General features: G+C 40.0%; 20 protein-coding genes. 10 read left to right on the top strand and 10 right to left on the bottom strand.

Annotated elements, in window-relative coordinates; all coding sequences use genetic code 11:
* Positions 1-27: 27 nt before the first annotated feature.
* Positions 28-492, bottom strand: a complete 465-nt coding sequence (locus ACKPEB_RS16365; RefSeq protein ID WP_408966025.1) for an MEKHLA domain-containing protein — start codon at positions 490-492, stop codon at positions 28-30.
* 81 nt (positions 493-573) lie between these two features.
* On the opposite strand from ACKPEB_RS16365, the gene ACKPEB_RS16360 reads away from it, so the two are divergent.
* The 6 genes from ACKPEB_RS16360 to ftsH all read left to right on the top strand — a co-directional run bounded on the left by ACKPEB_RS16360 (position 574) and on the right by ftsH (position 7,001).
* Positions 574-1,470, top strand: a complete 897-nt coding sequence (locus ACKPEB_RS16360) for an alpha/beta fold hydrolase (RefSeq protein WP_408966024.1) — start codon at positions 574-576, stop codon at positions 1,468-1,470.
* A gap of 124 nt (positions 1,471-1,594) precedes the next feature.
* Positions 1,595-2,812 (top strand): glycosyltransferase, encoded by a 1,218-nt coding sequence (locus ACKPEB_RS16355; protein ID WP_408966023.1) that lies wholly within the window; start codon positions 1,595-1,597, stop codon positions 2,810-2,812.
* A 9-nt stretch (positions 2,813-2,821) separates the two neighbouring features.
* The gene (locus tag ACKPEB_RS16350; RefSeq protein WP_408966022.1) at positions 2,822-3,532 is read left to right on the top strand and encodes a cyclase family protein; all 711 of its coding nucleotides are present in this window, start codon (positions 2,822-2,824) and stop codon (positions 3,530-3,532) included.
* A gap of 48 nt (positions 3,533-3,580) precedes the next feature.
* Positions 3,581-4,750, top strand: a complete 1,170-nt coding sequence (locus ACKPEB_RS16345; RefSeq protein ID WP_408966021.1) for a GGDEF domain-containing protein — start codon at positions 3,581-3,583, stop codon at positions 4,748-4,750.
* Between the two features lie 126 nt (positions 4,751-4,876).
* Positions 4,877-5,026 (top strand): hypothetical protein, encoded by a 150-nt coding sequence (locus ACKPEB_RS16340; protein WP_408966020.1) that lies wholly within the window; start codon positions 4,877-4,879, stop codon positions 5,024-5,026.
* 61 nt (positions 5,027-5,087) lie between these two features.
* Entirely contained in the window at positions 5,088-7,001 is a 1,914-nt protein-coding gene (gene ftsH, locus ACKPEB_RS16335; protein ID WP_408966019.1) for an ATP-dependent zinc metalloprotease FtsH, read from the top strand.
* A 100-nt stretch (positions 7,002-7,101) separates the two neighbouring features.
* On the opposite strand, the gene ACKPEB_RS16330 is transcribed toward ftsH, so the two are convergent.
* Positions 7,102-9,138, bottom strand: a complete 2,037-nt coding sequence (locus ACKPEB_RS16330; RefSeq protein ID WP_408966029.1) for a flavin-dependent dehydrogenase — start codon at positions 9,136-9,138, stop codon at positions 7,102-7,104.
* Between the two features lie 65 nt (positions 9,139-9,203).
* Between ACKPEB_RS16330 and ACKPEB_RS16325 the strand changes: the two genes are divergently transcribed.
* Positions 9,204-10,610, top strand: a complete 1,407-nt coding sequence (locus ACKPEB_RS16325; RefSeq protein ID WP_408966018.1) for an aldehyde dehydrogenase — start codon at positions 9,204-9,206, stop codon at positions 10,608-10,610.
* Positions 10,611-10,791: 181 nt separating this feature from the next.
* Here the strand turns inward: ACKPEB_RS16325 and ACKPEB_RS16320 are convergent, their stop codons facing one another.
* The 3 genes from ACKPEB_RS16320 to psb32 form a co-directional block, all read right to left on the bottom strand.
* Entirely contained in the window at positions 10,792-11,100 is a 309-nt protein-coding gene (locus tag ACKPEB_RS16320; protein ID WP_408966017.1) for a hypothetical protein, read from the bottom strand.
* Between the two features lie 124 nt (positions 11,101-11,224).
* Positions 11,225-12,262, bottom strand: a complete 1,038-nt coding sequence (gene obgE, locus ACKPEB_RS16315) for a GTPase ObgE (RefSeq protein WP_408966016.1) — start codon at positions 12,260-12,262, stop codon at positions 11,225-11,227.
* A gap of 69 nt (positions 12,263-12,331) precedes the next feature.
* Positions 12,332-13,054, bottom strand: a complete 723-nt coding sequence (psb32, locus tag ACKPEB_RS16310) for a photosystem II repair protein Psb32 (protein ID WP_408966015.1) — start codon at positions 13,052-13,054, stop codon at positions 12,332-12,334.
* A 175-nt stretch (positions 13,055-13,229) separates the two neighbouring features.
* Between psb32 and ACKPEB_RS16305 the strand changes: the two genes are divergently transcribed.
* Both ACKPEB_RS16305 and ACKPEB_RS16300 read left to right on the top strand, forming a co-directional pair.
* Positions 13,230-14,870, top strand: coding sequence for an ABC transporter ATP-binding protein (locus ACKPEB_RS16305; RefSeq protein WP_408966014.1), 1,641 nt, complete (start codon positions 13,230-13,232; stop codon positions 14,868-14,870).
* Between the two features lie 34 nt (positions 14,871-14,904).
* On the top strand, positions 14,905-16,056 hold the full coding sequence (locus ACKPEB_RS16300) for an FAD-dependent oxidoreductase (RefSeq protein ID WP_408966013.1): 1,152 nt from the start codon (positions 14,905-14,907) through the stop codon (positions 16,054-16,056).
* 292 nt (positions 16,057-16,348) lie between these two features.
* On the opposite strand, the gene sufU is transcribed toward ACKPEB_RS16300, so the two are convergent.
* From sufU to ACKPEB_RS16285, 3 genes are read right to left on the bottom strand one after another with little or no spacing between them, the layout of a single operon-like run.
* The gene (sufU, locus tag ACKPEB_RS16295; RefSeq protein ID WP_408966012.1) at positions 16,349-16,795 is read right to left on the bottom strand and encodes a Fe-S cluster assembly sulfur transfer protein SufU; all 447 of its coding nucleotides are present in this window, start codon (positions 16,793-16,795) and stop codon (positions 16,349-16,351) included.
* A gap of 7 nt (positions 16,796-16,802) precedes the next feature.
* Positions 16,803-17,414 carry an NTP transferase domain-containing protein gene (locus ACKPEB_RS16290; RefSeq protein WP_408966011.1) on the bottom strand — a complete coding sequence of 204 codons (612 nt, stop codon included), beginning with the start codon at positions 17,412-17,414 and terminating at the stop codon, positions 16,803-16,805.
* Positions 17,411-18,541 carry an XdhC family protein gene (locus ACKPEB_RS16285; RefSeq protein ID WP_408966010.1) on the bottom strand — a complete coding sequence of 377 codons (1,131 nt, stop codon included), beginning with the start codon at positions 18,539-18,541 and terminating at the stop codon, positions 17,411-17,413. The genes ACKPEB_RS16290 and ACKPEB_RS16285 overlap by 4 nt, the downstream gene beginning before the upstream one ends.
* Positions 18,542-18,771: 230 nt before the next feature.
* Between ACKPEB_RS16285 and ACKPEB_RS16280 the strand changes: the two genes are divergently transcribed.
* Entirely contained in the window at positions 18,772-19,830 is a 1,059-nt protein-coding gene (locus tag ACKPEB_RS16280) for an NAD(P)-dependent alcohol dehydrogenase (RefSeq protein ID WP_408966009.1), read from the top strand.
* Positions 19,831-19,842: 12 nt separating this feature from the next.
* Here the strand turns inward: ACKPEB_RS16280 and ACKPEB_RS16275 are convergent, their stop codons facing one another.
* Together ACKPEB_RS16275 and ACKPEB_RS16270 are read right to left on the bottom strand one after the other, a co-directional pair.
* Positions 19,843-21,951, bottom strand: a complete 2,109-nt coding sequence (locus ACKPEB_RS16275) for a xanthine dehydrogenase family protein molybdopterin-binding subunit (protein ID WP_408966008.1) — start codon at positions 21,949-21,951, stop codon at positions 19,843-19,845.
* Positions 21,948-22,943, bottom strand: coding sequence for an FAD binding domain-containing protein (locus ACKPEB_RS16270; RefSeq protein ID WP_408966007.1), 996 nt, complete (start codon positions 22,941-22,943; stop codon positions 21,948-21,950). The genes ACKPEB_RS16275 and ACKPEB_RS16270 overlap by 4 nt, the downstream gene beginning before the upstream one ends.
* Positions 22,944-23,018: the final 75 nt, after the last annotated feature.

The raw sequence follows: 23,018 nt of genomic DNA, 5'->3' as shown, positions 1-23,018 counted from the left end.
CGGTTTCTTGAAGAAACCGGGGTTTTTTTATAAAAACCTATGTTTATAACAAACCGCAGCTTGTCCACAGCGTTGATTATCTTCATCTAAAAGATTCCAGATTAAAGCGTCTTGAATTAAAAAACGTCTGCCACTGCTAGAAATTCTGACTCCTTGATAATTTCTCACAAATCCTTTGGCTTCTGTTTCAGCTAATAAACGATTTCGGTCTTCCTGTGCCATAGGTTCAGCCGTTTTTCGAGAAGGCATTTGGGTTAATTCTTCCCAGGTTAATTCCCAAAGTTCTAAGGCTTTTTGATTACCATAATTAAGAATTGGGTCAGGTTCAATTCCATGAGAAACTAACACAAATGGCGCATAAAATAATACTTCTGCAATGGCTTCAGGTGTTCCTTGAACATCTAACAAGGTTTCTCCTGTCCAATATTGATAACTCCTCAACAGACGTTGAGTATGCAGAATCATCCTGTCTTGTTTCCAAGGTTCAATCATAGGATTTATAACGAGGTTCAGCTAAGGTTTTCTATCAAATTCATCTATTATAGAAACATAGCGTTTACAAATCTTCATAAAATGACAACAACGACCCCCACCAAAACAACAACCTTGTTTGACTCCCTTAGCTGGGTCTGGAAAGGACATCAAATTCACTACACCGTCGCAGGAAGTGGACAACCTTTAGTCCTCATTCATGGGTTTGGCGCATCCATTGGACATTGGCGTCAGAATATTCCCGTTTTAGCCGAGGGAGGCTATCAAGTTTTTACCTTAGATTTATTAGGATTTGGTGCTTCTGCCAAACCCAATCTCGATTATAGTTTAGAATTATGGCAAGAATTACTAACGGATTTTTGGGCAGAAAAAATTCAGCAACCTGCCATTTTTATTGGGAATTCGATTGGCGCATTATTGAGTTTAATGATGGTTGCTCATCATCCTGAAATTTCCTCTGGGGCTGTTTTATTAAATTGTGCAGGAGGGTTAAATCATCGCCCAGAAGAATTAAATTTACCGTTACGAATGGTGATGGGATTCTTTACAAAATTAGTGAGTCATCCGATGATAGGGCCGTTTGTGTTTAATCAAATTCGCCAAAAACACCGAATTCGCAATACATTAAAACAAGTTTATGGCAATAAAGCCGCAATTACCGATGAATTAGTTGAGTTATTATATGCTCCTTCTAATGATATCGGTGCTCAACAAGTTTTTGCATCGATTTTAACGGCCCCTCCTGGCCCCCATCCTTCGGAATTATTACCTCAAATTCAACATCCCTTATTAGTCATTTGGGGAGAAACTGACCCTTGGACACCCATTACAGGAGCAAAAATTTATCAAGATTTAGCAGAAATCAATCCATCTGTTCAGTTTATTTCCCTTCCCAATACAGGTCACTGTCCCCATGATGAACGTCCTGAACAAGTTAATACTATTATTTTGAATTGGTTAAACCAATGCGGAAGATGATGGTTTGATTTGTAGAATTAGCAAAAAAATCTTGTAGGGGTGGCTTCTTTTCTAACGCAGATAGTGATTTGAAAACCAAACCCCTACAATAAAATATAAAAATCTATGTTATCAATCAATTATTATGGGAATTGGAAACTACCAACGACAAAAGCAATATTTTAATACGGCTCAAATTTATCAACCTTTAGAAGAAATTTATGCTGATTTAGATAGCTGGACAAATGAAATTTTTGAACAGGAATCAGAACGCTTTGGAAACGTTAATTTTTCTGTGATTCTACCGCCTTTAATGTATGAAGGTCTATTCATTAAAGGATTATATTTTAGTGAATCTGTTGATTTATTAAATAAAGTTTTACCTCAACTTTCTGATACATTCTTTTCAATTGCTGATTCCCTCTGGTGTTCCTACCCTTGGTCAAATACGGCGGATGCTTATTTTACCTTATATGATAATCCATCCCGTGAAACTTGGTTTAGAAAAACCTATCCACAACGAGCAAATAAAATTTTAATTCCGGTTTCTCATTCTGATTTTATTCATGAATATTTAATGGCTCCTCAGCCTGTTACGCTTAAAGATATTGATGTTTTATGCGTCTCTCAATTATCTCCTATTAATAATCTTCCTATTATTGCTGAGGCGTTAAAAATCTACGCCCAAAAATATAATAAACTGTTAAAAACAATATTAATTGTAGACGATAATTTTGACCTAAAATCTATTCATGAACTGAGTAGCGAATTCCAATTAGAATGGGAAAAAATTACAAATATTTTAGTTAATCCTTTCGATTATATCCAGATCATTTCTCAGGTTGATTATTATCAACAAAGACCTTTGTATTATTCTCGATCTAAAATTTGCATCATGGGTTCTATTTTAGAGGGAAAAAATAGCAGTCTTACTGAAGCGATGAGTTGTAATACTCCCGTTATTTGTTTTCAACAATTTAATCAATATGCTAGAGGTCAAGATCGAATTTTTCCTCAAAGTTCAGGGTTGTTATCAGAATTTAATCCTGAATCTTTAGCCGATACTTTACATACAGCTTTAGATAATTTAACGACTTTTAAACCTCGTCTGAATTATTTAAAATATCAAGGTCGAAAACATTTTTTTAATATTTGTTTAGATTACTTTTTCGACTATTATAGCAGGATTCCTGATTATAAGCAAGGACAAGCTTATCATAATTTATGGTTAGATTTAGCCATTCAAAACAATTATCAAATCAGCCTCCATGATTTTTTATACGGACGTTCACCGCGATCGCAAATTCAAGGATTAGTTAATATTTATAAAACCATTAACCAATGGATTAAAATTCAACCTTAAAAATCAGTTATGACAATTATGAAAACAATTAACTATAGCAAAATTATTGATTTAACCCATCAGATTCATCCGAATATTCCATTATGGCCTGGTGATCCTGCTGTTGAATTTAAAACAGTGGCGGATTTTTCGACATCCGGTTATTATTTAAGACAGTTTTCGATGGGAGAACATAGCGGGACTCATATTAATTCTCCTAAGAGTTTTTATCAAGCGGGAATGGGAGTTGATCACTATTCTCCAGAGTCTTGTATTCTTCCCGCAGTGGTGATTGATATTCGCGAAAAAGCTATCTTAAATCCCGACTCAACCTTAACCTTAAATGATATTGAGAAATGGGAGAATCAGCATCATTTTATCCCCGAAAATAGTATGGTTTTACTCTATACTGGATGGCAAGATAAATGGCATGATCCGGCTGCTTTTTTAAATCTTGATCAACAGGGTAAACCTCACTTTCCAGGGTTGGGGAATGATGCTATTCAATTTTTAACTGAACAGCGAAGAATTCAGGGAGTTGGGATTGATACTCATGGAGTTGATCCAGGTTTTGACGATAGTTTTATTATCAATAAACAGATTTTAAAAAACAACGGTTTTGTGTTAGAAAATCTAACCAATCTTAATCAACTTCCCCCCACAGGAATTACTTTGATCTTAGGAATTATAAAGCTTACAGAAGGTTCTGGATCACCTGTTTCTGTGTTAGCCTTAATTTAAACTTCCGTGATAGCGGTCTTTCTTAACTATCAATTCGGAAATTATATTATGAGTCTTGATATTAGCACAATGTCCGTCATGGTCAGTGCAGCATCTATTTTACAATCTATTACCTTGATCTTTTTCTTCTTCCTAGCGAAGCAATATCAAGGCATTGGAATTTATTCAATTGGAACTGTATTATCAGCCATTGGGTTCTTAATTTTTCCAATTCGTCCCCTTTTTATCAATCAAGAAACAATTTTATTGAATCTTCGTTTTTTAGGAAATTTATTAATTGTTTCCTCTCAAATATTATATACAATTGGAATTATTAAGTTTTTAAATCAAAAAATTAATTCTTTCTTTTTTATAGGATTAGCCAGTTTTTTCTTGATTACTGAAGTTTATTTTGTCTATTTTAAGAATAATTTTATCGCTCGAAATATGATTGCTATTTTAACAGTAGCTATTTGTTCTATTTTGGCAATTTATTATTTATTAAAGTTTAGACATGAATCTCTTTTAATCTCATCTAATTTTATTAGCATTCAGTTTTTATTAAATCTTATTTTTCTGCTCTTTCGTGCGATTATGCTTCCTGTGAGCAACACGAAGGCTCTTTTAGAGTCCAATTTGGTCAATATCATTATGTTTGGGTCTGTTTTTGTTTTAGATTACCTTCGTAATAGTGGTTTTATTATGATGGTTACTCAACGATTATTTCATGATATTCATCGATTAGCGACCCTTGATTTTTTGACCAATGCCCTTAATCGTCGAGCGATGCAACCGTATTTAGATCATGCAATTGCCCAGTTTAATCGCGGTCAAATTCCCTTTTCATTGATTATGCTTGATGTTGATCACTTCAAATTAATTAATGATACCTATGGGCATGATCGAGGAGATTTAGTGTTACAGCACCTAACAAAAATACTAAAAGAAAATCTCCGATGTCACGATCTCATCAGTCGTTGGGGAGGGGAAGAATTTCTAATTTTGTTACCGCAGACAGATCTCCAAGAAGCCTTCCTCGTTGCTAACCAACTCCGAATGAAAATTGAGGATAATCCTGCTGATCAGGGATTAATTTATTATACCATTAGTTTGGGTGTGGGCACTTTTAATCAACAATATAATGGAGTATTAGATTCTTTGTTAATCGGGATTGATCAAGCGCTTTATCAAGCCAAGCAAAACGGTCGAAATCAGGTTGTTAAAGCTTCAAATTGTTAGTTTTATAGAAAGATATAAAAAATACCACTCGATGATAGATGAGTGAGATTTATTCCAGATGTTCAATTTGGCTATTAGAAATTAATTGATTAAGTTGGCTTGCAATATAGCAATCCTAAATGAGTCATGATGATCAATCAACCTGAAACCCAAGCGCAGCAAGGCTCCAATATTACAAGCTATTTAGGATTGGTATATCAGTTCTATGACACAGCTAAATCTAATATTTCCACTCTTGAGCGATCAACCCAACGTCTGAGCGTTAAACTAGATTAACAACCCCACTTTGTTTTAAATAGCAACAGGAAAAGGTAGAGTCCATATGAAGAGGTCTTGGATGAAAATCGGGATAGCCGGGTTAGATGCCAAACAGACATTCCCCCAAAAAACCATCATCGCCAAACGAGTAGGGCGCATTTTAGGTAGTTGGATGATGGCTCAGGGACTACTATTAGGGACTCCCGCCTTCGCCAATAACACCCCAAAAACCCTAACCTACAGTCAACTGTTGCAAAAAATTGAGGCTGGGGAAGTCCAAAAAATTGCCGAAGATCCCGCGCGACAAATGGCAAAAGTCACCTTGAAGGGAGATAAAGATCAAAAGTCTTCATCGGTGTATTGGGTTTCTTTGTTTGAACAAAACCCAGAATTAATGCGGGAAATTCGGGCGAATAATGTTGAGTATGAAGTTAGCCCTACGGCCGATAATAGTGCAGCGATGGGGTTAATTATCAATATGCTGATTATTTTTGGCGTATTGGCATTTTTATTAATGATTCTGCGACGCTCTACCCAAGCATCGGGTCAAGCGATGAATTTTGGCAAATCCAGAGCTCGATTCCAAATGGAAGCCAAAACCGGAATCTTATTTGATGATGTGGCTGGAGTTGAGGAAGCCAAGGAAGAATTGCAAGAAGTCGTCACCTTCTTGAAGCAACCGGAACGCTTTACAGCCATTGGAGCTAAAATTCCCAGAGGAGTTTTATTAATTGGGCCACCGGGAACGGGAAAAACTTTATTAGCCAAAGCCATTGCAGGGGAGGCTGGGGTTCCCTTTTTCAGTATCTCTGGATCAGAATTTGTGGAGATGTTTGTTGGAGTCGGTGCTTCACGGGTGAGGGATTTATTTAGAAAAGCCAAGGAGAATTCACCTTGTTTAGTGTTTATTGATGAAATTGATGCCGTCGGACGTCAACGAGGTGCTGGAATTGGCGGGGGAAATGATGAACGGGAACAAACCCTCAACCAATTGTTAACCGAAATGGATGGGTTTGAAGGCAATACGGGAATTATTGTGATTGCTGCGACGAACCGTCCTGATGTTTTAGATGCGGCCTTATTACGTCCGGGTCGATTTGATCGCCAAGTTATGGTGGATTTACCGAGTTTTAAGGGTCGTTTAGGCATTCTCAAAGTTCATGCTCGCAATAAAAAGTTATCGGATGAGGTTTCTTTAGATGCAATTGCCCGTCGTACCCCTGGATTATCGGGGGCAGATTTAGCGAATTTACTCAATGAAGCGGCAATTTTAACCGCCCGACGTCGCAAAGAAGCAATTACTCCCTTAGAAATTGATGATGCCATTGATCGAATTACCATTGGGTTAGCTTTAACACCTTTATTAGATAGTAAGAAAAAGCGCCTGATTGCCTATCATGAAATCGGACACGCTTTATTAATGACCTTGTTGAAAAATTCCGATCCCTTAAATAAAGTCACGATTATTCCGCGTTCGGGAGGAATTGGCGGCTTTGCTCAACAAATGTTTAATGAAGAAATGGTCGATAGTGGGTTATATACGAAAGCGTGGTTAATGGATCAAATTACAATTTGTTTAGGGGGACGGGCGGCTGAAATTGAGGTATTTGGAGATGCAGAAGTGACTGTGGGTGCAAGTAATGATATTCAAACAGTGACGAATTTAGCACGGGAAATGATTACTCGTTATGGAATGTCGGATTTAGGGTTAGTCGCCTTAGAAAGTCCATCGGGAGAAGTCTTTTTAGGTCGAGGATTTCCCTCTCAATCGGAATATTCTGAAGAAGTTGCCACCCAAATTGATCACTTAATTCGATCTCTGGCATTTCAATCTTATGAAAAAGCACGAGAAATTGTTCGGGAACATCGAACATTAATTGATCAATTGGTAGAATTATTGTTAGAAGTGGAAACCTTAGAGGGTGAACAATTCCGACAACTGGTTGCAGAACAAACGCCTCTTCCTGAACGTCAGTTAGCGACTCAAAGTTAACGGGATCAGGTTTTTCTGAAACATAGATTGAACTCCTCCCTTAGCTTTTTTCCTGCAAGGAGAGAAGCTAAGGACAGAGTTTCAATAAATCTTCTTCCTGTTATAATGCTGTGATTAAATGAGGGGTTTGGGGTTTCCCCATCCCGTCGGTTAAGGCATAACTGGTTGTGAGTAAACCCATCCAAAGTTTAGGATAACGGGGTTCTAACCAAGGTTGAATTTTGCGAGTCAAATGGGGTAACCAACCGAGCAGGAAACTGAGGAAAGATAACAGCATAAATTGAATAAAATTCTTCAGCCACCGTCCGACTTCTTCAAGGGTTATAAAGTCTAAAATCCAGACTAATAATAACGGGTTAATGCTGGCAGCTTTTAACGCTAACCGAGTAAATAGCCACCAACTTGTTCGATCTTTAATAAAGGTTTCTGCAATATCTTGAGGTTCAGTGGCTAAAATCCCAAAAAAGGTATTTAAAATTGAGTTAATTTTTGCGGGAGGTAAATATTTACCTGTGGGAACCATCATTCCTTTAGAAAATAACCAGGTGACAGAAATATTCGTTTGATAAGCTCGAATTTTATCTAACCAATCTTCTGTTAATAAATCATGTTTTAAAGCAGTATTTAATAAATCGGTTAATCGAGATAAATTTCTAACTAAAGAACCGAATCCGGTAAAGACTAATGGAGATTGTAAAGAAGCAGAATCTCCGATTAAAAGTAATCGATCAAAACCAACTTTGCGATCGCGGCTTCCGCTACTAAAATGCCCCGGAATATAACCAAATGTCGGTTTTTTCCACACTAATTGATCCATTTCGCATTGACGATATTCGGGTAAAATCGTAAAAAAGTCTTCATACATTTCTAATAGAGAACCTGGGTTTTGAGGATTGACTTGATGATAGTGAAATAGATAAAAAGTTAAGTCATTTCCCGCCCCAGGAAACAGTTCCCAAATTAACTGTCTTCCCCGTGAAATATCCCCATGAGTATTTAAAACATCTCCATAGGTAGAATCCCAGACCCCCGGTTCAAACCCACCCTCAATTACGGCCCCAACGGTCGGACAAACACTATCAAACGCCCGTCCTCCGTTCAATTGCCAAGCAATGGGGGAAGCGGTTCCCATCGCATCAACTAATAAACGACCCGTGGCGTTGCGTTGGGTTTGGGTCGGAAGATGGAGAGATTGAATATTCACTAAATTCGGATTAATATCAGCTTTTAAAAATTCGGTTTCATCCCAAATTTCTCCTCCGGCTTCTTTGAGTTTTTCCCCTGATAATTTTAGTAATATCTCGACATTCAAATTAATATTTAACACCCTCGGTGTATTCAGAATTGGGGCTTTAGCAATATCAGGATTATAAGCATCAAAAAATTTATGAAAACCGTCTTTATATTCTCTAGCGATCAAACTTTCAATTTCCGATTGAGTAAATAATCCTAAATCGGTTAAACTTTTTAATTCGCTGCGAGAAATATTCCATTCTCGATTCATGCGACCAAAGGGTAAGCGTTCAATTAATAAGACTTTATAGCCTAATCTTGCCATCACTGCCGCATGGATGACGCCCAAGGCACCGCCGATATAAATTAAGTCATACTCAGGAGATTTTGATTCTGAGGAAGCTGGAGTTTTAAAGATCACTTTTTGAGGGGTTTGAGGATTTCTTACTCCTTCTCGCCACCGTTTTTCCCACCAATAAACCCGTTTGAGATCATATTCCCCATTGGGCATTTTTTTAAAATATTTGACAGTTAAGGGATAATCTTTTTCTAAGGCTTCAAAAATGGATTGTTGGGATAAATTAATCTCTGGAGGTTCAGGATATTGATAGGGAAATGTGGATCTAAGTTCGGTTTCTAAATGCTTTAAAAAAGTCTGTTCTTGGGCTTTGGGAGGTTGACCTACACGAAAGACTTTTAAATAGGTTGTGCGTTGAACTGACCAGACAAAGGTTGAGAGTTCAGGGGATTCTGTGGAATGTGCGGAAGCGGCAGAAAATTGCAGTCGAAATCCATCGGGAGTTATCATTTTTTCTCCGATTTCGGTTTGAAAATGATGTTGCAACCAAGTACAAACCTCGGAAGTTTGGGGAGTGGGAACTTCAAGATATAAAATTTCTTTTATGTTTGTCATTCTCAGCTTAACCTCGGTTGCGATAACTTCACTCTTATAAGTTGTACCATAAAAGGGTGTCGAGGAAATTTGGAGAAGCAAAAATGACTGACAAAACCCTGATCCAAAGTTTAATCCAGCAACAACGAGACTTTTTTGCAATGGGACAAACCCAGAATATCCAGTTTCGCCTTGAACAACTTTATCGTTTGAAACAAGCGATCGCATCCCATGAAGCCGAAATCATTAAAGCGGTCAAAGCAGATTTACACCGTCCCGACCTAGAAGCTTATTTAGAACTCGCTCCCGTTGCTGAAATTAATTATGCCATTAAATCTCTTAAATCCTGGGTAAAACCTCAAAAAGTTACCCCGTCTTTAACTCAATTTCCGGCTACAACCTGGATGTATCCCCAACCGTTGGGAGTTGTACTCATTATAGCACCTTGGAATTATCCTTTTCAATTAATGATTTCTCCTTTAGTGGGGGCGATCGCGGCGGGAAATTGTGCAATTTTAAAACCGTCTGAAATTAGCCAAAATACCGCTAAAATTCTAGCTCATTTAATTAATAAAACCTTTAATCCTGAAGTCGTTACCGTGATTGAGGGGGGAGTGGAAACCAGCCAAGAGTTATTAGCTGAAAAGTTTGATCATATTTTCTTTACGGGAGGAACCAGAGTCGGTCAAATTGTTATGGAAGCAGCGGCAAAACACTTAACCCCTGTGACTTTAGAATTAGGGGGAAAAAGTCCCTGTATTGTGGATGATCATATTCAATTAGATTATACAGCAAAACGGATTATTTGGGGAAAATTTGTGAATGCGGGTCAAACTTGTATTGCGCCTGATTATCTATTGGTGAATGCTGGAATTAAATCTGAATTAATCACAGCTATGACTGATTGGATTCAAAGCTTTTTTGGGGAAAATCCGGCGACGAGTCCTGATTATAGTCGGATTATTAATTCATTTCATTTTAACCGATTACAGAAGCTTTTACAAGCGGGTAAAATCTTAATAGGAGGTGAAAGTAACCCAGAAACTCAATATATTGCTCCGACGATTATTGATCAAATTTCTTGGGATGATCCGATCATGCAAGAGGAGATTTTTGGGCCGATTTTACCGATTTTAGAGTATGAGGATTTGGGAGATGCGATCGCTCAAATTAACAGCCGTCCTAAACCTTTAGCGTTATATTTCTTTTCCCAAGATCCCGATCAACAAAACCGAATTTTACAAGAAACAACATCAGGAACTTTGTGTTTAAATGATACCTTATTACAATTTAGTAGTCAAACTTTACCCTTTGGCGGAGTGGGACAAAGTGGAATAGGAAGTTGTCACGGAAAAGCCAGCTTTGATCGATTTTCCCATTATCGTAGTGTGTTAAAACAAACGTTTTTATTCGATTTACCTCTGCGTTATGCCCCCTATAAAGGGAAAGAATGGTTAATGAAAAAGCTTTTAATGTTCTCCTAAAAATCAAGGTTTTCAGGAAGGTTTTATGGGAATTTAAAAAACCATAATATTATCTCATCAAACTTCTTTGGCTGATCCTATTTTGGAGAATAAAAGCAATCATTAATCTGCTTCTTAGCCGAGGTCTAATTAGAGATTTTCATTCAATGTCCCCTGAATTAAGATAACGATTAATTAAACTTTAGTATGCACAAACATAGTTTAACATCTGTTGAGTCGCCTCACTTTGGGGTGAATAAGTCTCGTCATATTCTAGGACATACCAAGTATTGTTATTACAGTTAGCCGCCGCCGTTAAGGTTTCATTGCCAATACGATAAATAAATCGTTTTCCTTCGCGTCCAGCAAAAATACTATCCGCATCAACATAAATATTTTCTCCCGTTGATGCTTTACCCATATAAACCCAATTTTCAGCTAAGGCGGGATAGAAAGCTGTAAAAATGCTGAGAATACCAGTGACTAAAACGCTGACTTTTAATTTATTCATCAGTTTTCCTCTTAGGCTCAGACTGATTATATATTAGCTTAAGCCTAGAGATTTTGACTCAATCGTATAGAAAGTTAACCTTTAGTAACGGTCATTTTTTAGACCTATAAAGTTGATAGTTAAATTAAAACTGCCCCACTTCTAAGGGATATTTTTCCGAGGTAGAAAGTTGATCTAATTGTTGCCAAACCTCTTGTAATAAACTATCTAATCCGATACCTGCCACCGCAGAAATCTGAAAAATTGAGTCTTGATGTAAGGCTTGCAATTGAGAAGTTAGGGTCTTAATTTCTTCACTATCGATATCCACCGCATCGACTTTATTAAATGCTACAATTTGCGGACGTTCTCCTAAACCTCGACCATAGGCTTTTAATTCCTCTTGAATGGTTTGATAATTTTCAATCGGGTTACTATCGGTGATATCAATTAAATGCAATAACACGCGAGTTCGTTCAATATGACGTAAAAATTCATGTCCTAAGCCGGCGCCTAAATGAGCACCTTCAATTAACCCCGGAATATCGGCAAAAACGGTTCCATCTCCCGTGGGTTTTCTCACGACTCCCAAGTTAGGAATTAAGGTGGTAAAAGGATAATCAGCAATTTTAGGACGGGCTGCGGATAAGGCAGAAATTAATGTTGATTTTCCAGCATTGGGTAAACCAATAATTCCCACTTCTGCTAATAGTTTTAATTCTAATCTTAACCGTCGTTGTTCACCTTCTAAACCGGGTAAAGCATATTCTGGGGCGCGATTTCGATTACTGAGAAAATGTTTATTTCCTAATCCACCTTTTCCGCCTGCTGCGACACAAAGCTGTTGATTTTTTTCGATTAAATCCCCTAATATTTCATCGGTATTTGCATCATAAATAACGGTTCCTAATGGCACTTGAATTAAACAATCTTCTCCATTAGCCCCGGTCATATTTTTAGGGCCGCCTCGTTTGCCATTTTCACCTTTAAATTTATGATTATATTGAAAATCTAATAAGGTTTGTAGATGTTCAACGGCGACTAATATCACTGAACCACCTTTGCCGCCATTTCCTCCTGCTGGCCCCCCAGCCGGAACATATTTTTCCCGTCGAAAAGCAACGACTCCATCGCCTCCTTTTCCGCCTTCAACTTCGATTTCAACTTGATCAATAAATTGCATTTTATTTTGAGGTCAATTTAGATATTGAGTTAATTCTAACACTGATAACTGATCACTGGTGCATCGTTCTTAGCTGCGATTGGCTTGAAAATAATAATAGGTTGCCATGGGAACAACCGTCGCTACAACTAACAAAACGACTACGATAATGGTAGCACTGGTATCGTTGGTTTCTTCGGCAGATTTAAAGGTACTCTCAACGTTAATATTATCTTCTTCTTTGCGAGCACCGGGATCGGGTTTTCCTGATAAAATTGTGGCTAGGCGATCGCTGGCTGCAATAAACGCTTCATTATATTTATTTCCTTTACGGAGTGGATATTTTAAAGTGTCTTGAGCGACACTTTCAGCGATGTCATCGGTTAATAAGGATTGAGCTTTTTCTCCGGTTTGAATGGCGCTATTATTCGTGACCGTATCCAAAACTAATAAGATTTGATTAGCTGCACTCTCAGGAGTTGGAAACCATTTTTGAAACACTTTTTCAGTAAAAGTATCAATCGTTTCACCATAATCTAAACGGTGAACGGTCAAAAATCGAACTTCATAACCGGTCTTTTTGGCTAAGTCCGATAAGGTATTATTTAAACGTCCTTCGGTACTGCGGCTGAGAACGTCATCCATTTCTACCACCCAAGTTTCATCGGTTCCTGATAAAGCTGGAACTTGATAAACTCCGGTTGCTAAAGCTGGAGTCGCCCAAAAACTGACGAGAATTGTTAAAACCAGGGAAATGATGAATCCGGGTAATAACTGTCCTCGATTTAATCTTGTTTTAAGGTGTTGTATCATTGTCAAAATTGATGATATAAGTGCAAGGTTCCCCCTATTAACTATACAAGATCAGCGTGATTCTTTGGCGGTTGAGGATTAACCCTTGAGGGTAAAAATCCCAAACCTATTGCCAATCCCGCCTGAACCGTGAACAATAAACAATTAATCTAAAACTGATTGCTCCCCGTAGTTTATGACAAGTTTGTTTGATGTTGAACATTTGAAGGTTGCCTATCCCCACAGCCGAACTCCTCAAAATTGGGCGGTGAATGATGTCTCCTTTTCCCTACAACCCGGAGAACGCTTAGGGCTCGTGGGGGAGTCCGGTTGTGGGAAATCCACCATTGGACGGGCAGTAATGCGGTTGTTACCCCCCACAAGCCAAATTGAAGGCCAAGTGAGATTTGAAGGACAACCCGTATTTGACATGGATGGGGTACGGTTGCGGCAATTTCGCGGGGAAGCGGTGGCTTTAGTATTTCAAGACCCGATGACTCGTCTTGACCCGTTAATGACCATTGGGGATCATTGTTTAGAAACCTTAAAAGCTCATCGTCCAAAATTATCGAATACTCAAGCTAAAAATAAAGCTTTAGAAATCTTAGAAGCGGTGAAAATTCCGGCTGAACGTTGGTCACAATATCCTCATGAATTTAGCGGGGGAATGCGTCAACGAGTTGCTATTGCTTTAGCCTTATTACTTGAGCCGAAATTAATTGTAGCCGATGAACCCACTACCAGTTTAGATGTGACGGTTTCGGCTCAAATTTTAAAGGAATTAACCCGACTTTGTGAAGAACGGGGAACAGCAATTTTATTAATTTCCCATGATTTAGCAATGGTGGGAGAATATTGCGATCGCATTGCCGTAATGTACCAAGGAAAAATGGTAGAAATGGGTGCATCTCAAACGGTTTTTAAATCTCCCCAACATTCCTATACCCAATCGTTATTAAAAGCGGCATTACATTTACAGGATATTGAAGCAAAAGTAGAAACGGTTCAATTTGCTCTAAAACCGTTATTATCTCTTCAAAATTTACAACAATATTATACCCTGGAATCAGGATTAATTCAACAGTTTTTTTCTAAACAAAAGAAATCCGTGATTAAAGCCGTTGATGGCATTAATTTAGATCTTTATCGAGGGGAAATCTTAGGCTTAGTGGGAGAGTCAGGCTGTGGAAAAACCACCTTATCTCGGACAATTTTACAATTAATTCGAGCAACGAATGGCGCTGTTAAATTTTTAGACACGGATTTAACTCAATTATCCCGTGAACAAGTCCGAAAATATCGCCGTCAAATGCAAATGATATTTCAAGATCCCCATGCTTGTTTAAATCCGATGATGACGGTCGGTGAAAGTATTGCTGACCCGCTTTTAATTCATGAATTAGCTACGCCTGAAGAAGCAAAAACCCAAGTTTTAGCCATGTTAAAACGGGTGGGATTAACTCCTGAAACAGAATTTTATCAACGCTATCCAGGGGAATTATCCGGTGGACAACAACAACGAGTTGCGATCGCCAGAGCATTAATGACTCGTCCGCAATTATTAATTTGTGATGAACCTGTGAGTATGTTAGATGCCAGCGTTCAATCCCAAGTTTTAGAGTTAATGTTAGAATTAAAAGAAGAGTTTAATTTAACTTATTTATTTATTACGCATGATTTATGGGTAGCTCGGTTTTTATGTGATCGAATTGCGGTGATGAATGGCGGTAAAATTGTTGAATTAGGGGCAACAGAAGAGTTATTTATGAATCCTCAACATCCCTATACTAAAACTCTGTTATCGGCTGTTCCTTCCCTGTCTAAATTAGAACAATAAATCAGTAAAAAAACAAATAAATCAGCTTAAAAACATGAAAAAATTGGTTTTAATTGGGGGAGGACATAGCCATGCGATCGCCCTAAAACAATGGGGAATTAATCCCCTTTCTGATGTCAAATTAACCTTAATTACTAATGTGATTAAAACCCCCTATTCAGGAATGTTACCGGGGTATATCGCCGGATTTTATAGTTTTGATCAATGTCATATTAATTTACAATCCTTAGCTCAATTTTCCCAAGCTCAATTTGTGCTTGATCAAGCGATTAATTTAGATTTAGAAAACAATATTGTTATTTGTAAAAATCAAGCTTCTATTCCTTTTGATCTTCTATCCATTGATATTGGGAGTACACCTACAACCGTAACCATTCCGGGTGCAACTCAATATACAATTCCACTGAAACCGATCTCCGAATTTTTGCAATATTGGCATCAATTAATTGATGAAATTCAGCAAAATTATCAACAAAAAATTCGGTTAGCTATTGTGGGAGGTGGTGCGGGAGGAGTCGAATTAGCATTTAATATTCACAGTCGTCTAACTCAAATTTATCAACAAGCTAATCAACCCTTAAATAACATAGAATTACATCTGATTTATCAAGGAAAACGATTATTAGCTGATCGTCCTATTTCCTTAAGTCAAAAAGTAGAAAATCTTTTGAGAAACCGTCAAATTAAATTACATTTTAATGAAACCGTTTCTCAAATTGATCAAAGTCAAAATCAGGGAAAAAAAATTCACTGTCAATCAGGATTTACCTTAGAGTGCGATCGTATTTTTTGGGTAACACAAGCATCCGCCTCTCCTTGGGTTAAAAAAACCGAACTCGCAACCGATGAAAAAGGATTTATTTTAGTTAATCATTACTTACAATCGATTTCTCATCCCCAAGTTTTCGCCGCCGGAGATATCGCCACAATGGTTAATAATCCTCGTCCGAAAGCGGGAGTTTTTGCTGTCCGTCAAGGTCAACCGTTATTGAATAATTTAAAACGAAGTTTACAAGATCAACCTTTAAAACCGTTTATCCCGCAACAGGAATTTTTAATTTTAATTGGGACAGGAGATCAAAAAGCGATCGCGTCTAAAGGAAAGTTAAATCTAGGATCAAGTTCGTTATTATGGCGATGGAAAGATTATATTGATCAAAAGTTTATGAAACAGTTTCCTTGCTAATAAAGAGGGTTGGGAGGGACGCAGGGCTGTTTCATTTTCTAGGAAAAACTGTATGACCTCTCCCCCTAACCCCCTCTCCTGCAAGGAGAGGGGAGAATTTCTGTTACTCTTAAATAAGAAGTTTGATTTAATAATATTAATTACTCCCCCTTCCGAATAAAAACATTCTTCCTTTTCCCTCTCCTTGTAGGAGAGGGTAGGGAGAGGTGGGAAGGGGGCTGGGGGGTTAGGTCACAGAGGTTTATGAGAGAGAATGAAACAGCCCTGGGGACGGACGCCACCCCTACGGGTTTTATCGCAAATTATAGGATTTTAAAGCAGATTCAAGAGTAGACCAACTTAATAATGCACACTTCATCCGAATGGGAAATTGAGCAAGAGTGCTGAACACATTCAGTTTTTGCAAAGGGAAATTAAATTGATAATTTCCTTGAATTAAATTAAAAAAATCTTGAATAATTAACAAGGCTTCAGCAATGGTTTTTCCTATTAATAATTCAGCCATTAAATCAGCCGATGCGATGGAAACAGCACAACCTTTTCCTTGAAATTTAATATCTGTAATTGTATCCCCGGTAGCATTAAATTGAACAGTTAACTGAACACTATCTCCGCAGGAAGGATTATTTTTTTCAGAGGATAAATGAATCAAGTTTGTTGTCCCTCGATGTCGAGGTTTTTGAGCGTGTTCTAATATAACTTGCTGAGAAATATGGCGTTGGGAATCATTAACAGTCATCGTCTTATTATTCAGATTCAGAATTAAAGTTTAACAAATTTTCGTAGTCTTGGGGAGTATCAATATCAAAAATCCCCAATGGGAAAGGTACAATTGAACGATGATGAGAATATTTATGAATTAAAGATTTTGCTCCTGTTGTTGTGTCTAAATTCATTAACTCTTCAAATAAACGATTAGAAAATAAAGCGGGAACTCCTAAAATATTTTTATATTCAGATACAACCATCAAAGGTTGAATTGGTTGATAGATTTCTACGAGTTTATCAATGATTTGCGAAGAAATAAAGGGTTGATCACAGAGGGTAATCACCACTGCTTCACTATCGGGTTGAATGCGTTTAAGTTCTTTGAGTCCTGTTTGAATAGAAGCACTCATTCCTTGTTCCCAATTCGGATTTTTAACCGTAAAAATCGGGTAAGAATTGATCTCTAACTTGATTTTTTCTACTTGTGAACCTAAAACAACAATAATCGGACGACATCGGGAATTTAACGCTTGTTCAACGGTATGGGTTAACAAGGTTTTTCCGTTAAATAATAACAGTTGTTTGGGTTGACCTAAACGAGTTGAAGCCCCGGCGGCTAAAATAATTAAACCTATTTTTAATCCGGTCATGATTGATGAATTGACCCCACTCGATATTTTAATGATCCGCCTAAACGATTCGATAAAACTCCTTGAATTTCTGCTAAAATAGAAAGTGCTATTTCTGAGGGAGTTTCTGCCCCAATATCTAATCCGATGGGACTATAGAAATGATGTAGCGGTATTGAGTTTAAGTTCAATTCGCTGTTAAGTTCCTGTAGAATTTGTTCGCTCCGTTTTCGAGAACCTAATAATCCAATATAAGGTAAAGAGGATGGAAGGAGAAATTTTAATAAACTGCGATCGCAGATATAATTATGAGTCATGATGACGGCTACGGTATAATTATCAAAATCAGGTAAAATTTGACTAGAATTTGTTTCGATTTCGTCGGGATGGGCAATAATAATTTGATCTGCTAAGGGAAAACGCAAGGCGGTTGCAGTATCCGGTCGATGATCAATAAGGGTTACGATCCAACCCAGTTCTTTCGCTAAATTAACTAAGGGAATGGCATCTTCACCCGCCCCAAATATCAACAAAGAAATAGCAGGTTTAATCATATCTATTAATCCCTTAATTTCTGTTTGATTCCAGAAATAGGTTTTCACCTGGGATTGTTGGTTAATGAGAGCAGTTTGAGTATCTTGAATGATATTCTCAGATAATTTTGAATCTTCAATCTGGTTAATTATTCTCCCAGTTTGATCAACAAATGTCTTCAAACTCATTAATATTTTAGCATCTTCTTCAATTGAGAATAATGTTGCGATCGCCCCTAATTTGCGATGATTTAAACATTCATCCATCCATTGAATTTGAAAACTATTCTCATCTAAGGGTTCAATTAAAACCTGAACAATCCCATTACACCCTAATCCCAAACCTAAAATAATATCTTCTGGTGCAGTGGTATCATAAGTAATAACTTGGGGTTGACCTGTTTTTATGACTTGTTTTGCCCATTCACAGACATCATTTTCTAAACACCCTCCACTAATAGAACCCACTCGTTTTCCATCTTCAAAAATTAACAATTTTGCCCCAATTTGACGATAAGCAGAACCCTGAATATTAACAACAGTAGCTAAGGCTGTTTTTTGATGATTATTCTCAGCTTGATTAAACGCTTCAATAATCGCTTTAAGTTCATTCATAAAATTGGTTGCAGGTTTCAGATCTGTAGTAAACTGACCGGAATTCCATCGATTTCAACAAATCAAAAAGTCAGAGATTTGCCTGTTGATCACCAAAAGAACATCAAGGCTAACCTTGCTTCTTAAAAAATTCTATCTCTACCGAGAGAACAGGCGATCAAGACTTAATCTCTAGGATAGGGATAGTTCCCGAAATCACTCAAAAGTTAACAAATCAGAGCATCAATATTATGTACAACACAAAAGCTTATGCCGCAGCCAGTGCAACATCACCTTTGTCCTTGACCCAAATCGGGCGACGCGCTCCCACCGAACACGACGTACAGATGGAAATCCTCTTCTGTGGGATCTGCCACTCCGACGTCCATTCAGTGCGTAACGAGTGGAGTAACTTCATGTCTACCACCTATCCGATTGTCCCTGGTCACGAAATTGTCGGTCGTGTTACCCAGGTGGGCTCCGCAGTGACGAAGTACAAACCGGGCGATCTCGCGGCGATTGGCTGTATGGTTGATTCAGACGGGATCTGCCCGAATTGCAAAGCGGGTTTTGAGCAGTTTTGCTCGAACATGATCCTCACCTACAATTCTCCAGACAAACATCTCGGAGGCGTTACTTATGGAGGCTACTCTGATAACATCGTCGTGGATGAACGTTTTGCTCTGCGAGTCCCAGACAACCTCGATCTTGCAGGAGTGGCGCCACTGCTCTGCGCTGGAATTACAACCTACTCCCCTCTGCGTCACTGGGGCGTTACCCAAGGAAAGAAAGTCGGTGTCGTCGGTCTGGGTGGGTTAGGACACATGGGGGTAAAATTTGCCCATGCCTTCGGCGCCGATGTTGTCGTCTTTACAACTTCACCCAATAAGAAAGAAGACGCCCTCCGTCTCGGTGCTGACGAAGTGGTTGTCTCTCGCAATGCGGACGAGATGCAGCAGCACGCAGGCAGTTTCGATTTTATCCTTGATACCGTCTCCGCCAAGCACGATATTAACGCCTATCTCAACCTACTCCGTCCTGATGGCAATGTCACCCTGGTGGGCGCACCGCCAAACCCCCTAGAAATCCCAGCATTTAGCTTGATCATGGGGCGTCGCAGTCTCTCAGGCTCCATCATCGGTGGCATCGCCGAAACCCAGGAAATGCTCGACTTTTGCGGCGAACACAATATTACTGCCGATGTCGAAGTTATTCCCATCCAGAAGGTTAACGAAGCTTACGAGCGACTTCTCAACTCCGATGTTAAGTACCGCTTTGTGATTGATATGGCATCGCTGAAAACCGAGTGAACAGGATTCTGTTTAGGTGCTTAACAGCTTATCGGGAGTTAGGGGTAAATCTCGCAGTCGCTTTCCTGTGGCATGATAAATGGCATTGGCGATCGCAGCCGAAACCCCGGTAATCCCGATTTCACCACAACCTCTGGCCCCCACCGAGTTAAAATTCAGATCCGGTTCCCCCACAAAGGACACCTGAATTCGAGGAATATCCGCATGGACAGGAATGTGATAGGTTGCCAAATCATAAACCACAGGTAATCCGAGATGGGGGTCAAGCTGACATTCCTCCATCAACCCATCCCCAATGCCCATAATCACAGCACCTCGAACTTGGCTGGCGGCGGCTTTGGCGTTGAGTACCCGACCAATATTCATCACCGAAACCCAGCGTGTAATTTGAACGCGACCCAAGGGTTCATCCACTTCCACCTCACAAAAATGAGCCCCCCAAGATTGAAACGCCCATTTCTGGCCTTCCATTCCCGGTTGAGATGAACCCGTTGCTTCTAAAAACGGTTGTCCTGAACCCCGTAACACCTGTAACGCCTCCGTCGCGGTTTTGGCATTCACTTGTTTTAAGAGTTCTTGACAAGCATTGACAACGGCGGGAGCCAAGGTTGCCGTCATCATCGATCCCCCAGCAATGCCCCCATTCGGTAAGCGAGAATCCCCGATTTCAATCTGAATGTTCTCAACGGGTAAATTGAGGGTTTCCGCCGCACTAATCGTAATCATCGTATAAGCACCCGTCCCCATATCGTTCGCAGACGTCAAGACTAGGGCTGTACCATCGGGGAATAAACGTACCGTTGCCGACGCCATCGCCCGCCAACCCGGAAAGGTCGCCGCCGCCATTCCCCAGCCCACCCATTTCCCCTCACGGGTGAGGCTGCGAGGGTGTTGGGGGCGATCTTTCCAGCCAAATTGTTCGGCGCCTAACTGCAAACACTCGGCAAAATGTTTCGCGGAAAAAGGCAGTTTAGTGCGTTGGTGGAGGGTTGTGGCATTTTTTAACCGGAATTTAACGGGATCGAGTCCCAACTTCCAGGCGAGTTCGTCCATCGCCGATTCTAAGGCAAACATTCCGGGTACTTCCCCTGGAGCTCTCATATAGGTGGGCATTCCCATATTTAAAATCGCAATTTCTTGTTTTAGCGATAAATTTTCGGCGGTATACATCACCGGAGTCACCCCAATGCAATTTTCAGCCCAAGTCGGATTTACAGGAGAAGTATAGGATTTGGCGTGATGTTCAATAGCCACCAGTTGACCGTCGGAGGTTGCCCCGATTTTGAGGTGTTGTTCTGTTGCTGAACGATTTCCGGCAATGGTTGTCACCTGTTGACGCGGTAAAACCACTTTCAAGGGGCGTTGGATTTCCCGGGCAACGGCCGTACAGAGAATACTATGGGGCCAAGGAAAGACTTTCGCCCCAAAAGCCCCACCCGTATAAAGACTAATCACCCGCACCTGGTCTAGGGGAAGGTTAAATAAGGTGGCGTAGGTTTTTTGGTGCAGCATCACCCATTGGGTGTGTTCATAGATGGTTAACTGGTTCTCCTGCCAATGGGCAATAATGGCGTGGGGTTCCATCATGGCATGGAGTTCCATAGCCGTTGTGTAGGTGGCCTCAATCTGATATTCAGCCGTTGCTAAGGCGGTGGCGGTGTTCCCTTGTTCTAAACCGGGTGTTCGAGGAGCAGTGATAAATGAGGCATCTTTAGGATTAATCACAGGGGTTTCACTTTCATACTCCACCTGAACTAAGGTGGCTGCATGGCGGGCACGTTCTGGAGTATCAGCCACCACTAACCCAATAATTTGCCCCCCGTAGTGAATTTCAGCATCAGCTAGGGGATAACGGGGTTCGTAGATGTGGGATGAAAACCAATCATTGGCGGCGGGGGTGAGTTGGGGCATATTCTCCGCCGTGGCAATATACAGCACCCCTGGGGACACTTGAGCTTGTTGGAGATCCAGGGTTTTGATTCGACCTTTGGCAATGGTGGCGGTGATTAACGCACCATAAACCAGTCCCGAAATTTGATGTTCTGCCGAATAGGTGGCGCTTCCGGTGACTTTAGCTTGTCCCTCATAGCGGTTAACGGATTTTCCTATCACATTACTCATTTTTCTGCTCCTTTTTGAACCGATGCCATTAACGCTCGTTCGATCGCCCGTTTTGCCATTTCAATTTTAAAATCGTTATGCTCTAGGGGTTGAGCTTCTTGTAACGCTAAATCAGCAGCTTGTTTAAATGAATCAAGGGTTGCAGGTTGACTTTGTAAAAACTGTTCTGCCACCATAGCCCGCCAGGGTTTATGAGCCACTCCCCCCAAGGCGATCCGAACCGTCTCAACCTGCCCATCCCGAACGTCAATGGCTGCGGCGACGGAGACTAAGGCGAAACTGTAGGAGGTGCGATCGCGCAGTTTCAGATAAACACCAAATTTAGCAACGGGAAGATTCGGTAAAATTACGGCTGTAATCAGTTCGCCGGGTTGTAAATGGGTATCTTGTTCGGGGTTATTTTCGGGTAAACGGTGGAATTCTGTGATCGGGATTTCTCGTTTTCCTGATAATTTTTCTACTTCCACAACGGCATCTAAGGCAGCTAAGGCGACACAAAAATCCGAAGGATGGACAGCGACACAGTGTTCACTGGCTCCTAATATGGCGTGTAGGCGGTTAATTCCAGTTCTGGCAGAACAACCGCTTCCGGGGTTGCGTTTATTACAGGGAAAAGCGGGATCGTAAAAATAGGAACAGCGTGTGCGTTGTAGGAGATTTCCCCCAACGGTGGCGACGTTCCGAATTTGTTGGGATGCACCGGATAAAATCGCACGGGAAAGCAAGGGATAGTCCCGGCGAATGATGGGATGATCCGCAACGGCTGTGTTACTGGCTAATGCACCGATTCTTAATCCCCCTGTAGACAGAGATTCGATCTGCTGCATCTGAAGACGAGAAATATCAATCAGGTGAGAGGAGGGTTCGAGATATCCTTTTAAGCGATCGATTAAATTGGTTCCTCCTGCGATCACCGTTGCTTGGGGGTTTTCTCGGATTCCTTGTAGGGCATCCTCTACGGATGTTGCGCGACTATAAGTGAAATTTCTCATATCAGTTATCTCTCACCAACACTAAAGCCTCCGCAGGTGGGGGAGTTTGTCCGATTACCTGTTGCATGGCTGCCA

This window comes from Planktothrix sp. (genome assembly GCF_046067725.1).
Lineage (GTDB): Bacteria > Cyanobacteriota > Cyanobacteriia > Cyanobacteriales > Microcoleaceae > Planktothrix.
Note: the sequence above shows the minus strand (reverse complement) of the source record. Positions and strands in the feature narration are given on the sequence as shown.

Coding starts and splice junctions, on each gene's coding strand:
- ACKPEB_RS16365 (WP_408966025.1), bottom strand. CDS start 492: ATGATTGAACCTTGGAAACAAGACAGGATGATTCTGCATACTCAACGT.
- ACKPEB_RS16360 (WP_408966024.1), top strand. CDS start 574: ATGACAACAACGACCCCCACCAAAACAACAACCTTGTTTGACTCCCTT.
- ACKPEB_RS16355 (WP_408966023.1), top strand. CDS start 1,595: ATGGGAATTGGAAACTACCAACGACAAAAGCAATATTTTAATACGGCT.
- ACKPEB_RS16350 (WP_408966022.1), top strand. CDS start 2,822: ATGACAATTATGAAAACAATTAACTATAGCAAAATTATTGATTTAACC.
- ACKPEB_RS16345 (WP_408966021.1), top strand. CDS start 3,581: ATGAGTCTTGATATTAGCACAATGTCCGTCATGGTCAGTGCAGCATCT.
- ACKPEB_RS16340 (WP_408966020.1), top strand. CDS start 4,877: ATGATGATCAATCAACCTGAAACCCAAGCGCAGCAAGGCTCCAATATT.
- ftsH (WP_408966019.1), top strand. CDS start 5,088: ATGAAAATCGGGATAGCCGGGTTAGATGCCAAACAGACATTCCCCCAA.
- ACKPEB_RS16320 (WP_408966017.1), bottom strand. CDS start 11,100: ATGAATAAATTAAAAGTCAGCGTTTTAGTCACTGGTATTCTCAGCATT.
- obgE (WP_408966016.1), bottom strand. CDS start 12,262: ATGCAATTTATTGATCAAGTTGAAATCGAAGTTGAAGGCGGAAAAGGA.
- psb32 (WP_408966015.1), bottom strand. CDS start 13,054: ATGATACAACACCTTAAAACAAGATTAAATCGAGGACAGTTATTACCC.
- ACKPEB_RS16305 (WP_408966014.1), top strand. CDS start 13,230: ATGACAAGTTTGTTTGATGTTGAACATTTGAAGGTTGCCTATCCCCAC.
- ACKPEB_RS16300 (WP_408966013.1), top strand. CDS start 14,905: ATGAAAAAATTGGTTTTAATTGGGGGAGGACATAGCCATGCGATCGCC.
- sufU (WP_408966012.1), bottom strand. CDS start 16,795: ATGACTGTTAATGATTCCCAACGCCATATTTCTCAGCAAGTTATATTA.
- ACKPEB_RS16290 (WP_408966011.1), bottom strand. CDS start 17,414: ATGACCGGATTAAAAATAGGTTTAATTATTTTAGCCGCCGGGGCTTCA.
- ACKPEB_RS16285 (WP_408966010.1), bottom strand. CDS start 18,541: ATGAATGAACTTAAAGCGATTATTGAAGCGTTTAATCAAGCTGAGAAT.
- ACKPEB_RS16280 (WP_408966009.1), top strand. CDS start 18,772: ATGTACAACACAAAAGCTTATGCCGCAGCCAGTGCAACATCACCTTTG.
- ACKPEB_RS16275 (WP_408966008.1), bottom strand. CDS start 21,951: ATGAGTAATGTGATAGGAAAATCCGTTAACCGCTATGAGGGACAAGCT.
- ACKPEB_RS16270 (WP_408966007.1), bottom strand. CDS start 22,943: ATGAGAAATTTCACTTATAGTCGCGCAACATCCGTAGAGGATGCCCTA.